Origin of the sequence: Bradyrhizobium sp. MOS002, from assembly GCF_003020115.1 — a bacterium.
GTDB lineage: Bacteria > Pseudomonadota > Alphaproteobacteria > Rhizobiales > Xanthobacteraceae > Bradyrhizobium.
In genome coordinates, this window is sequence record NZ_PYFX01000002.1 from 638,451 (window position 1) to 650,086 (window position 11,636).

Sequence of the window (11,636 nt, forward strand, 5' to 3'; positions counted from 1 at the left end):
GGCAAGGTTCCATCAAGGTTGACGGAACGTTCGCTTAACCAACCCCCTGTAGACCGGACAGCAGTGGACGAAACGTGAGCGTGGAGGCTCCGGAATGAAACATCCTATGCGCATCCTCCAGGGATTGAAGCTGGCCGCGGTGCTTGCCGTCGCGTTGTCGATGGGTGCCTGCGCCAACAAGAACTCTGCCACGGATGCGATGGCCAACGCGGCGACGCCGGGCAGCCAGCAAGACTTCGTCGTCAATGTCGGCGACCGCGTGTTCTTCGAAAGCGACCAGACCGATCTGACCCCGCAAGCGATCGTGACCCTGGAGAAGCAGGCGCAGTGGCTCCAGAGCTATCCGCGCTACAGCTTCACCGTCGAAGGTCATGCCGACGAACGCGGCACCCGCGAATACAACATCGCGCTCGGTGCCCGCCGCGCCCAATCGGTGCGTTCGTTCCTCGCCTCGCGCGGCATCGATCCGAACCGCATGCGCACGATTTCGTACGGCAAGGAGCGGCCGGTGGCCGTTTGTAACGACATCTCCTGCTGGTCGCAGAATCGCCGCGCCGTCACCGTGCTGAACGCGAGCTCCTGACGATCGGTCAGGCGCCGTTCATCTTCAGAAACCGATTATGCCGGCGCCCTCTCGGGCGCCGGTTTCGTTTCAGCGATCTGTGACAGAAACCCCTTTGTTACAGTCACAGTTTTGGCGTACTCCCCTTCAATGTGTGGCGCGTCGAATGTTCGGTCGCAGGCCATTTCGCTTTCGTCGTCAGGGCAAGATGTCATCCAGCTTTAAGGTCTTCACCGGCACCGCGGCGATCGCCGCGCTGCTCTCGTTGTGCTCTCCCGCCCTCGCACAGACGGACGATGCAGATCCCGAGATGCGGATCGAGCGGCTGGAGAACCAGCTGCGCCAGCTCACCGGCCAGAACGAAGAGCTGCAATACCGCAACCGCCAGCTCGAAGAGCGGCTGCGAGCGATCGAGGGCGGCGCGCAAGGTGCGCCCGGCCAGGCGCCGGTCCAGCCCAATGTCGCGGCCATGCCGCCGGCCCAAGCCGCGCCGGCCTATCGCCAGCAGCCGCCGCACCAGCAAGCGGCCCAGCCGAATTACGAGCAGCCGCAGATCGCCTCTCCCGCGCCGATCGTTCAGGAGCAGCCTGCGCCCGGCGCGCCGGGCACGCGCCGCCGCGGCGATGCTTTTGACCCGAACCAGAGTCCGAATGCGCCGGGTGCGCCGCGTGCGCTCGGCGGCGGGCAGCAACCGATGCCTGCAGGTGCCCCGAGCGGTGCGCCCGGCGGCCGTGGCGCCGGCGAACCGCTTGATCTCGCCAACAGCGGCACCCGCTATCCGCAAGCGGCCGCGCCTCAGGCTGCGCAGCCCGGCTATCCGCCGGCCCCATCCGGCTCTCCCGCGCCATCAGGCGGCACGGGCCTTGCGACCCTTCCGCCTTCGGCAACGCCGCGCGACGAATTCGACCTCGGCATCGGCTACATGCAGCGCAAGGACTATGCGCTGGCCGAGCAGACCATGAAGAATTTCTCGCAGAAATATCCGAGCGACCCGCTGCTCGGCGACGCGCAATACTGGCTCGGCGAGAGCTTTTTCCAGCGCCAGCAATATCGCGACTCCGCGGAAGCCTTCCTCGCCGTCACCACCAAATACGACAAATCCGCCAAGGCGCCGGATGCCCTGCTGCGGCTCGGCCAGTCGCTGGCCGCGCTGAAGGAGAAGGAGGCCGCGTGTGCCGCCTTCGGCGAGGTCGGCCGCAAATATCCGCGCGCTTCTGCCGGTGTCAAAGCCGCGGTCGACCGCGAGCAGAAGCGGGTGAAGTGCTGACCCGCCGCGATTGATCCAGACAAGACGGATGGCGCTGCGCTAAACAGTCGGTCCATCCGCGGACGATTGCAGCGTCATGTCAGAGGACAATTCACCGATCTCGGCGCGTGAGGCCAAGCGCCTGTTCGCAGGCCTGAAAGGCGCGCAGGGACTGTTGCTCGCGGTCTCCGGCGGGCCCGACTCGGTTGCGCTGATGTGGCTTGCGGCGCGCTGGCACCGCAGCCTCGCGCGCGGCCCGCGTCTCACCGTCGTCACCATCGACCACGGCTTGCGGCCGGAGGCGGCGCGCGAGGCGCGCGAGGTCAAGCGTCTGGCGACCGGGCTTGGCTTGCCGCACCGGACCGTGCGCTGGCGCGGGGCAAAGCCGAAAACGGGACTGCCGGCCGCCGCGCGCGAAGCCCGCTACCGCCTGCTCGCGCAGGCCGCGCGTGTCGCCGGTGCGAGCCATGTGCTGACCGCCCACACCCGCGACGACCAGGCAGAGACCTTGCTGATGCGTCTTGTCCGCGGCAGCGGACTTGCCGGGCTGTCGGCGATGGCACGTCTCACCGAGCGCGACGGCGTCGTCCTTGCGCGTCCACTGCTCGATGTTCCGAAGTCGCAGCTGATCGCGACCTTGAAGCGGGCGAAGATCAGCTTTGCCGACGATCCCACCAACCACGACGCTGCCTTCACCCGGCCGCGGCTGCGTGTGCTGCTGCCGCAGCTCGCGGCGGAGGGCGGTGATGCCCGCAGCCTGGCTCGGCTCGCGGCAAGGCTGGCGCGCGCCAATGCGGCCGTCGAGGTGCTGACCGATGGAGCCGAGCGCTTCCTCCGTTTGCGGGATCGCGGCGATGCGCCGCAGGCCGGCGTTCGGAGCCTCGAGGCCTCCGCGTTTGCCGCCCTGCCGGAGGAGGTCCGGCTGCGGCTCTTGCTGCGGGCCATCAACGCGTGCGGGCATGAGGGACCGGCGGAACTCGGCAAGGTCGAATCCCTCCTGGCCGCACTCGATCAGGCCATTGCCGCACATCCCCGCGCCCCCGCAAATGGCCGGCCAGCCCTGAAGCAGACGCTTGCAGGAGCCTTGATCAGCCTTGCCGGGGCGCGTATCCGCGTCGGTCCGGCGCCGGCCCGGCGCAAGGGGGGATAAGGGCGGATCATGGCACCGGCTCGTTCGCGACCGCGCCGTGAGGACACCTTAACCAGGCAGGAAAAACCCCGATCCGGGCGCCATTATTTCAGCGGGAATCGGACTAAGATGGGCTAAATAGTCCCATCTCGTTCCCTTGGCAGCGACCGGAGCGACACCTAGATTGTATCCGTCTAACCGAGAGGATTCCTTGGGGATTTCCTCGCGCTGCCCAAATAACTGCCCAAGGCTCAGGCCGCGATCCGCGCGACCACGAAGGAAGATCGATGAACGCCAATCTGCGCAATTTCGCCCTCTGGGTCATCATTGTCCTGCTGCTGTTGGCGTTGTTCACGCTCTTCCAGAATCCGGGTCAGCGCGCCTCCTCGCAGGACATCGCCTTCTCCCAGCTCTTGAGCGAGGTTGACCGCGGCAATGTGCGCGACGTCGTGATCCAGGGGCCGGACATTCACGGCACCTTCACCAACGGCTCGAGCTTCCAGACCTATGCGCCGAGCGATCCGACGCTCGTGAAGCGCCTCTATGACAGCAAGGTGCAGATCACCGCGAAGCCGCCCGGCGACAACGTGCCGTGGTTCGTTTCGCTGCTTGTCTCCTGGCTGCCCTTCATCGCGCTGATCGGCGTCTGGATCTTCCTGTCGCGGCAGATGCAGGGCGGCGCCGGCAAGGCGATGGGCTTCGGCAAGTCGCGTGCGAAGATGCTGACCGAAGCGCACGGCCGCGTCACCTTCGAGGACGTCGCCGGCGTCGACGAAGCCAAGCAGGATCTGCAGGAGATCGTCGAATTCCTGCGCGACCCCGGCAAATTCCAGCGCCTCGGCGGCCGCATTCCGCGCGGTGTGCTGCTGGTCGGCCCTCCCGGCACCGGCAAGACCCTGATCGCGCGTGCGGTTGCGGGTGAAGCCAACGTGCCATTCTTCACCATTTCGGGTTCCGACTTCGTCGAGATGTTCGTCGGCGTCGGCGCCAGCCGCGTCCGCGATATGTTCGAGCAGGCCAAGAAGAACGCGCCCTGCATCATCTTCATCGACGAAATCGACGCCGTCGGTCGTCACCGTGGCGCTGGCCTCGGCGGCGGCAATGACGAGCGCGAGCAGACGCTGAACCAGTTGCTGGTCGAGATGGACGGCTTCGAGGCCAACGAGGGCGTGATCCTGATCGCGGCGACCAACCGTCCCGACGTGCTCGATCCCGCGCTGCTGCGTCCCGGTCGCTTCGACCGTCAGGTCGTGGTGCCCAATCCCGACGTCGTCGGCCGCGAACAGATCCTCAAGGTCCACGTCCGCAAGGTGCCCCTGGCGCCGGATATCAACCTCAAGACCATCGCGCGCGGCACCCCGGGTTTCTCCGGCGCCGACCTGATGAACCTCGTCAACGAAGCCGCGCTGACCGCCGCCCGCCGCAACAAGCGCATGGTGACCCAGGCCGAGTTCGAGGAAGCCAAGGACAAGGTGATGATGGGCGCCGAGCGCAAGTCGCTCGTCATGACCGAGGAAGAGAAGCTGCTGACGGCCTATCACGAGGGCGGCCACGCCATCGTCGGCCTCAACGTCGTCGCGACCGACCCGATCCACAAGGCGACCATCATTCCGCGCGGTCGTGCGCTGGGTATGGTCATGCAGCTGCCCGAGCGTGACAAGCTGTCGATGTCGCTGGAGCAGATGACATCGCGCCTAGCCATCATGATGGGTGGCCGCGTCGCCGAAGAGCTGATCTTCGGCCGCGAGAAGGTGACTTCGGGTGCGTCGTCCGACATCGAGCAGGCGACGCGTCTGGCGCGCATGATGGTGACGCGCTGGGGCCTGTCCGAGGCGCTCGGCACCGTGTCCTATGGCGAGAACCAGGACGAGGTTTTCCTCGGCATGTCGGTGTCGCGCACCCAGAACGCATCGGAAGCGACGGTTCAGAAGATCGATACCGAGATCCGGCGCTTCGTCGAAGAAGGCTACAACGAGGCGACGCGTATTCTCACCGAGAAGCGCGCCGATCTCGAAGCTCTCGCCAAGGGCCTGCTCGAATTCGAGACGCTCTCCGGCGACGAGATCATCGACCTGCTCAAGGGCAAGAAGCCGAACCGCGAATCGGTGCTCGAACCGACCACCCCGCGCGCCTCGGCCGTGCCGCCGGCCGGCAAGTCGCGCCCGCGACCCGATCCGGATCCCGGCCTGGAGCCGCAGCCGCAGGCGTAAAGCCTTTCGCGCCATGGCCGGCTATTCCGGCAAACCGCTAGTGCAAAAGCTCGGCATCAAGCCGGGCTTTTGTATTTTTGTGGACGGTCTCTCCGTCGGTTATGGCGACATCGTCGGCGACCTGCCCGACGGTGTGCGGATTATGCGCGTGGCCAAGGCGCCGCTCGACCTCGTGCATCTGTTCGCGACCGAGGCCAAAGCCCTCGCCGCCAGGCTGCGGAGCTACCGTAAGGCTATCGCACCTGATGGAATGATCTGGGCGTCGTGGCCGAAGAAGGCTTCGGGTGTCGCAACGGACGTGACGGAAACCGTGGTGCGCGCGACCGCGCTCGCCAATGGCCTCGTCGATATCAAGGTCTGCGCGGTCGACGATGTCTGGTCAGGCCTCAAGCTCGTGATCCCCGTGAAGGAGCGGGGCAAGCTCGCGAAATAGCCGCAAGGCCGGACCATCATAATTGCGGTTGGCGCTCGCCACGGCGCCATGTCATCCTCCCGTCCAGCCGGACAACGGCACGGTCGCGCCCTTTAAGGCGCGCGGCACGACAACAAAGAGGGAGGGGAAGTCGATGCGCTTGACGGCGGCATTGGGCGCGCTTGGCGCCGTTTCGCTCCTGACATTTTCGTTCCTGACCGCTCCATCCGCCGCCGCCGAAATGCGCGGCGTTACTGCGACCGAGATCAGGATTGGCCAGACCATGCCCTACAGCGGGCCCGTGTCGGCCTTCGGTGCGCTCGGCAAGGGCGAGGTCGGCTACTTCAAGATGCTGAACGAGAAGGGCGGCATCAACGGCCGCAAGATCAATCTGATCTCGCTCGACGACAGCTATGCGCCGCCGAAATCGGTCGAGCAGACGCGCAGGCTGGTGGAGAGCGACGAAGTCGCGCTGATCTTCTCCTCGATCGGCACCGCCCACAACACGGCGATCGCGAAATACCTCCAGTCCAAGAACGTGCCGCAGCTCTTCATCGGCTCCGGTGCCTCGAAATTCGCCGATGTCGCGCAATATCCACAGGCGACGATGGGCGTGCAGGCGCCGTTCCGCTACGAGGCGCGGCTCTATGCGCGCTATGCGCTGGCGAAGAATCCGAACGCGAAGTTCGCCGTGATCTCGCAGAACGACGATTACGGCCGCGACTATCTCGCCGGGCTGAAGGACGTGCTCGGCGAGAAATACGATAGCGTCGTCACCGGCGCGACCTACGAGATCCAGGACCCAACCATCGATTCCCAGATCGTGAAGCTCAAGGCGTCGGGCGCCGATGTCTTCGTGATCGCGGCGACGCCGAAATTCGCGGCACAGGCGATCCGCAAATCCTTCGAGATCGGCTGGCGGCCGATGACTTTCCTCTCCAACGTTGCGGTGTGGGTCTCGACGGTGATGGAGCCAGCAGGACTGGAAGCCGGCATCGGCATTCTCTCCACCGCTTACGTAAAGGACCCCGACGATCCCGCCTGGAAGGACGATTCCGGCGTCAAGGGCTGGCGCGAGTTCATGACCAAATATTTGCCGGAGGCCGACCAGCACGACACCAATTACGTCAACGCCTATAACAGCGCGATGGCGCTGGAGGCGGTGCTGAAAGCCTGCGGCGACGATCTGTCGACCGAGAACATCCTGAAGCAGGCTTTCGCGATCCGCGATCTCGAATTGCCGATGCTGCTGCCCGGCATCAAGGTCAATACCGGCACGACCGACCATGTCCCGGTCGACCAGATGCAGTTCATGCGCTTCAATGGCAGGAGCTGGGAGCGCTTCGGCGAACTGCAGACGGGCAATTGATGATTGATGAGGGATCGGCTTTTTGATCCCCAGCGCCTTCGCGGTCTTGCGGAAATTAGCGTGCGAATTTGTAGTGAGAGAACACCGCCGAAGCGACCGTAAGCAATGCCGAAGCAAACCAAATCGGGCCCAGCACAAAGATGGCTATCGCGCCCTGCCCACAGGCACCGCATGCAACCCAAAACAATGTTGGGCAGACACATAGTGGGATGACGACGGCAAATCCCGTACTGAGCCAAACTCCTCTCGCTCCCCATCGCGCACCAAACAACCATGGCACGGCGGGAAAGCCGAAAGAGAGAATAACCAAGAGGTTCATCAGAACGTCGAACATGATTGGCTCTTGGTCGTTGACACGCGGCAGATGGTTCAAACTCAAGCGAAACCGCGCGAGCCCTTTGTCCTCGCTGCTATCCTGACTGCGGGCGCATAAGTCGAATACCAACAATTGACATTGCCACTTGAGGACTGGTTCGGGTCAAACGGCGAAATCGCCGTAGCGGCTGCTCAAGTCTGCTTCACATTTGGAAGCGACATCTCATTCATGCCGCACGCCCTGGAGCTCCGTCCTCACTTTGACGGCGTTGCAGCCGCATCGTCCCGCACATGGATCACGGCGATGTTGTCGGCATAGAGCCGCTTCCAGCCCTTGATATGGTCCAGCACCTGGGCGGCCGGCGCATCCGCGACCATGAGCGTGGCGTCGATCTTGTACGCCTCGAGGAGCCGCGTCAGACTGTCGAGCTTCTTGAGCTCTACGGCCTTGAAGACGTCCATGGCGAAGGTTTCGCCGTAGAGCTCGGCGCGGCCGTCGATGAAGACAGGGATGTCGCGCGAGATCAGATAGCCGCCGAACTGGTAGGCGTTGAAGATGCGCTGGGCTTTTCGTTTCTCGAGCAGATCGACGGCGGCAACCGGTGTCTGATCCATCGTGAAGGTGAAGCGGTGATGCGACATGTAGAGCGAGGTCGAGGTCCAGCCGGCGGCCACGATCATCAGCGCGCCGGTCGCGGTGACGTAGCGGGCAGCCCAACTCGCGCTGCCTTGCATGCCAGGCCCCGGCAGCACAGACCGTTCGCCGAGGGGCTTGGCCAGCACCAGCGGCACCAGGAAGGCAAAGGCCTCGATGCTCCTGACGTGGGTGAGCGCCATCCAGGTCAGAAGCAGGATCAGAAGAATACGCGGTGGTGAGAGCGTCAGGCCGCGATACAGCCCGATTGCGATCAGGCCGAACAGCGCGCCTTCGAATGCGTTGAAGGACGCGAAGCTCGCGGGCGACCATTCGGAGATGATCGTCAGCAACTCGCCGAGATTGAGGATGTTGATCGCGCCGAGCAATGTGCGCCAGCCATAGGGCGTGACGCAGCTTGCAGCGAGTGCCGCAATACCGAACAGGAACCAGCGAGACAGCAGCCGGACCTGCTTGCCGGACTCCATGCCCCAGAGCGCCACAAACGACATAGGGCCGATCAGCGCCAGGCCCAGCACGAAGCCGCCATGCAGGTTCGACCACAGGGACATCAGCGGCAGCCAGTACCATGACGGGGCGCCCTTGCGGTCGGCTGCGGCCATCAACATGCCGACCCACGCGATCATCACGGGCAGCGCCAGGATGTGCGGTCGCGCCAGAATGTGGTGCAGCGACAGCAAGATCGCGAACATCGCGAACAGGACTGCACGCGGAATTTCCAGATGGGCCTCGAGCAGGTCGACCAGGATCGCCGCCGACAATGCGACCGCAAGCGCGGTGAGGATCACCGGGCCGGCCCAGTCCCATTGCGCATAGGAGAGAGCGAACAGCACCTGCGACAGCCACGACGTTGAAATCCACGGCGCGCCCGTCCGCGTGAAGGAATAGATGTCCGTGTACGGCATAGCGCCGTGATCGAGGATCCATTGTCCGATCTTGATCTGCCAGAACGAGTCGGAGTCCTGAAGCAGCGTGTTGCCGACATGCACGAAGAAGAGATAGGCGCCCGCACCGACGCACAGCGGCACCAGGGCTCGCGCACGCCTCTGCACCACGATGCTGTTGGCAAAGGAAAGGGACATGCCGCCTCGTCGTCCTGTTGTTTTTGTCGGGTTGCCGAGCGGACGGCATTGGACCACGGGTGGTCATAACTTCGGGTAAACCGGCATTGCCGGGCCGGCTTGATGTCTCGACAATTTAACGGGTTGTTTTAGATTTCGGTTTACCATCGGCGAATACACGCAAACCGCTCTGTGTTTCCGCAGTCGAATTAACTGCGGCGCAATTCTTTGCCACTACGTTCGATTCCATGGTCAAGCGGCGCTGGGAAGCCAAAAAGACCAGATCAGTTGTAGCCTCGTGTACTCATTTGGAGCTCTTTATGAAGAACCTCGTTGCGCGTTTCGCGAAGGATGAATCCGGCGCCACCGCCATTGAATACGGTCTGATTGCCGCCGGTATCGCGCTGGCGATCATCACTGTCGTCAATAACCTGGGCACCACGTTGAACGCCAAGTTCACCTCGATCTCGACCAGCCTCAAGTAAGGCCGGACGGATCACGAATTTAAAAGAGCCCCGTCCTTGACGGGGCTCTTTGCTTTTGCACGACGATTTCCGGATCTGGAAGGTCGTGAAGCTGTAGCAAGTTTGTGGGGCGGTAAAGCGTCTGCCGCAACTCCAGGAGCGCAGGCGAAAGCGCTCACACCGTCGAGAACATTGAACATTGAAAGTTGCTGGTGGGGACAGCGCTACGCGCGGACCCTAGGGCAACTTGCCGCCCGTCATTCCGCAAGGCCGGGTTGCCAGACCGCCGACGTAGCAGGCGCGGCAGACGTTTGCTGCGCGCGGCGGTGCGATTCGAGATAGAATTTCGCCGCCCAGATCGCCGCTGCGGCGACTGCGATGCCGCCGGCGACGTCGATGACGTAATGCGCGCCGATCACCGGTGTCGCCGCGATCATCAGCAAATTGAGCGCGGCCGCGATGCCGCCGAGGCCGCGCACCGGCCACAGCGCCCACATGTAGAGCACGGCGGATGCGGCGTGGAAGCTCGGAAACGAGACGATGCCGGCGAGGAAGAACAGCCGGAGCTCGTGCAGGCTACCGTCGCGAAGCGCGAGGATGTCGCGCAGCTGCCCGGCATAGATCGCGGTGTTGATTTCGGGAAAATGCGCGGCGGACAGCTGCAGCCCCCAATATGTACCGATCGCAGGCACGACGGCGGAGATCGCGATGGTGACCGCGAGCGCGAGGCTCATCGCGAGCATGAACAATTGCAGCCGCATATAGTGCGCCGTCAGTGCCAGCACGACGGGGATGCCGAGCAGCGGCAATTTGATCAGCCCGTATCCGCGAGCCAGACAGTCCGCGAGCCAGGGATGGTCGTTGACGTATCGCGCAATCGGTTCGGGATCGAGGCCGAGGGCACGGTCGATCGCAAGCAGCGCTTGGTCCTGCAACGGCCAGTTCAGCTTGGCCGCGACATAGCTGAGCGGTCCGACGATGGCGCACGTGAGAATGATCTGTCCGATCGTGCCGAGCGAAAACAGCAGCTTCGGGTCGGCAAGCTCCCCTTTGACGATGCGGTGGCCATAGGCGAGCGCGAGCAAGAGTGCAGCGACTGCCAGCGTCACGCCATAGGCGACCGGTTCGAGACTCAGGCCGGTGAAGGGGAGGCCCAGCGCCAGCAGGCTGCCCATGGCTGCGATGGGAAGCCAGTTCAGGTGGAAGAGCTGCCAGGCGGTCCGGGCGTCCGTGTCGACCATGCTGCACCGAGGTGGGATCGCAATACCGCAGCACAGTCGCGGAGCAGGTTTAAGATGGCGGTAACGATCGTGGTTACCCCTTCACCAAAGCAGTTCGCGAGGTTTTTAGCTGTTTGAGCTCACGCTTTTTTTGGCGTGACGCTTCATGCATTTGCACCTTGTCATCCACTCTGAATAGTTGTTCAGTCCTTGCGGGGCGATTTGCGACATCAGCGACGAAGCGTTCGGCCGCAGGGCGTGCGGCCGGCGTGTGGGACAGGAAGCGCGCCATGGTTTATCGGCGAACGCATCAAGTGGTGAAGCGCCTTGCGGCCCGGCGCAGTGCGATACTGGCGGCGGCGCGGGAGGCGGCGGCGGAAGGCGGGATGGCGGCGGTGCAGATTGCGCCGGTCGCGGTTCGCGCCAGCGTCGCGGCGGGTACGGTCTACCGCTACTTCCCCTCCAAGGCCGATTTGATCTCCGAATTGATTGCCGAAGTCTCCCGCGACGAACTCACGGCGATCCGGCGAGCAGCCGATGCCGCGCCGGGGCCGTCCTCGGCGCTGGCGGCGGCGGTGACCACCGTGGCGGTGCATACCCTGTCACAGCGCAGACTGGCCTGGGGCATCTTGGCCGAGCCGGTCGATGTCGATGTCAGCGCTTCACGCCTCGCCAGCCGGCGCGAGATCGCGGGCGAGATGGCCTCGCGGATCGACGCCGCCGTGCGCGCCGGCCACCTGCCGGTGCAGGACACCGCTCTTGCCGCCACCGCGCTGCTCGGCGCGCTGCATGAAGCCCTGGTCGGACCACTCGCGCCGGACAATCTCGACGATCCCGCCAGGATGCGCGATGCCGTGCAGACCGTGACGCTGCTGGCGCTCCGCGCCGTCGGCGTCATGGACGCCCGCGCCAGGGGTCTCGTCGTACAGCAGACGCTGCTGCCGGCAGCGAAAGCGCTGGTTGGGGCCTAAAACGTCAGCCTGATCGGCCGGC

General features: G+C 64.2%; 11 protein-coding genes. 8 read left to right on the forward strand and 3 right to left on the reverse strand.

The annotated features are described in order from the left end of the window. The first annotated feature begins 94 nt into the window (after positions 1 to 94). The 6 genes from pal (at position 95) to C7G41_RS07700 (ending at position 6,928) form a co-directional block, all read left to right on the forward strand. Positions 95 to 583 (forward strand): peptidoglycan-associated lipoprotein Pal, encoded by a 489-nt coding sequence (pal, locus tag C7G41_RS07675; protein WP_026232595.1) that lies wholly within the window; start codon positions 95 to 97, stop codon positions 581 to 583. Between the two features lie 187 nt (positions 584 to 770). Further along, positions 771 to 1,829: a tol-pal system protein YbgF gene (gene ybgF / locus C7G41_RS07680; protein ID WP_199198242.1), complete on the forward strand. Its 1,059-nt coding sequence runs from the start codon at positions 771 to 773 to the stop codon at positions 1,827 to 1,829. A 76-nt stretch (positions 1,830 to 1,905) separates the two neighbouring features. Next, on the forward strand, positions 1,906 to 2,958 hold the full coding sequence (gene tilS / locus C7G41_RS07685) for a tRNA lysidine(34) synthetase TilS (protein WP_106941969.1): 1,053 nt from the start codon (positions 1,906 to 1,908) through the stop codon (positions 2,956 to 2,958). A 266-nt stretch (positions 2,959 to 3,224) separates the two neighbouring features. Then, complete coding sequence (gene ftsH / locus C7G41_RS07690; RefSeq protein WP_007596301.1) at positions 3,225 to 5,147, forward strand: ATP-dependent zinc metalloprotease FtsH; 1,923 nt, start codon at positions 3,225 to 3,227, stop codon at positions 5,145 to 5,147. 13 nt (positions 5,148 to 5,160) lie between these two features. Further along, positions 5,161 to 5,580 (forward strand): DUF3052 family protein, encoded by a 420-nt coding sequence (locus C7G41_RS07695; RefSeq protein WP_106941970.1) that lies wholly within the window; start codon positions 5,161 to 5,163, stop codon positions 5,578 to 5,580. Positions 5,581 to 5,713: 133 nt separating this feature from the next. Further along, entirely contained in the window at positions 5,714 to 6,928 is a 1,215-nt protein-coding gene (locus C7G41_RS07700) for an ABC transporter substrate-binding protein (protein WP_106941971.1), read from the forward strand. A 55-nt stretch (positions 6,929 to 6,983) separates the two neighbouring features. Here C7G41_RS07700 and C7G41_RS07705 read toward each other — a convergent pair whose 3' ends face one another. Both C7G41_RS07705 and C7G41_RS07710 read right to left on the reverse strand, forming a co-directional pair. Further along, the gene (locus C7G41_RS07705; RefSeq protein ID WP_146159753.1) at positions 6,984 to 7,262 is read right to left on the reverse strand and encodes a hypothetical protein; all 279 of its coding nucleotides are present in this window, start codon (positions 7,260 to 7,262) and stop codon (positions 6,984 to 6,986) included. Between the two features lie 236 nt (positions 7,263 to 7,498). Further along, positions 7,499 to 8,980 carry a hypothetical protein gene (locus C7G41_RS07710; protein WP_106941973.1) on the reverse strand — a complete coding sequence of 494 codons (1,482 nt, stop codon included), beginning with the start codon at positions 8,978 to 8,980 and terminating at the stop codon, positions 7,499 to 7,501. A 299-nt stretch (positions 8,981 to 9,279) separates the two neighbouring features. Between C7G41_RS07710 and C7G41_RS07715 the strand changes: the two genes are divergently transcribed. Next, positions 9,280 to 9,444: a Flp family type IVb pilin gene (locus C7G41_RS07715; protein WP_106941974.1), complete on the forward strand. Its 165-nt coding sequence runs from the start codon at positions 9,280 to 9,282 to the stop codon at positions 9,442 to 9,444. A 236-nt stretch (positions 9,445 to 9,680) separates the two neighbouring features. Here C7G41_RS07715 and C7G41_RS07720 read toward each other — a convergent pair whose 3' ends face one another. After that, on the reverse strand, positions 9,681 to 10,664 hold the full coding sequence (locus C7G41_RS07720; protein WP_106941975.1) for a phosphatase PAP2 family protein: 984 nt from the start codon (positions 10,662 to 10,664) through the stop codon (positions 9,681 to 9,683). A 269-nt stretch (positions 10,665 to 10,933) separates the two neighbouring features. On the opposite strand from C7G41_RS07720, the gene C7G41_RS07725 reads away from it, so the two are divergent. Beyond that, positions 10,934 to 11,614 (forward strand): TetR/AcrR family transcriptional regulator, encoded by a 681-nt coding sequence (locus C7G41_RS07725; RefSeq protein WP_106941976.1) that lies wholly within the window; start codon positions 10,934 to 10,936, stop codon positions 11,612 to 11,614. The last annotated feature ends 22 nt before the right edge of the window (positions 11,615 to 11,636 follow it).

Bases quoted from the DNA above. Each gene is read 5' to 3' on its own strand.
- pal (WP_026232595.1), top strand. From the start codon at position 95: ATGAAACATCCTATGCGCATCCTCCAGGGATTGAAGCTGGCCGCGGTG.
- ftsH (WP_007596301.1), top strand. From the start codon at position 3,225: ATGAACGCCAATCTGCGCAATTTCGCCCTCTGGGTCATCATTGTCCTG.
- tilS (WP_106941969.1), top strand. From the start codon at position 1,906: ATGTCAGAGGACAATTCACCGATCTCGGCGCGTGAGGCCAAGCGCCTG.
- C7G41_RS07705 (WP_146159753.1), bottom strand. From the start codon at position 7,262: ATGTTCGACGTTCTGATGAACCTCTTGGTTATTCTCTCTTTCGGCTTT.
- C7G41_RS07700 (WP_106941971.1), top strand. From the start codon at position 5,714: ATGCGCTTGACGGCGGCATTGGGCGCGCTTGGCGCCGTTTCGCTCCTG.
- C7G41_RS07695 (WP_106941970.1), top strand. From the start codon at position 5,161: ATGGCCGGCTATTCCGGCAAACCGCTAGTGCAAAAGCTCGGCATCAAG.
- C7G41_RS07720 (WP_106941975.1), bottom strand. From the start codon at position 10,664: ATGGTCGACACGGACGCCCGGACCGCCTGGCAGCTCTTCCACCTGAAC.
- C7G41_RS07725 (WP_106941976.1), top strand. From the start codon at position 10,934: ATGGTTTATCGGCGAACGCATCAAGTGGTGAAGCGCCTTGCGGCCCGG.
- C7G41_RS07710 (WP_106941973.1), bottom strand. From the start codon at position 8,980: ATGTCCCTTTCCTTTGCCAACAGCATCGTGGTGCAGAGGCGTGCGCGA.
- C7G41_RS07715 (WP_106941974.1), top strand. From the start codon at position 9,280: ATGAAGAACCTCGTTGCGCGTTTCGCGAAGGATGAATCCGGCGCCACC.
- ybgF (WP_199198242.1), top strand. From the start codon at position 771: ATGTCATCCAGCTTTAAGGTCTTCACCGGCACCGCGGCGATCGCCGCG.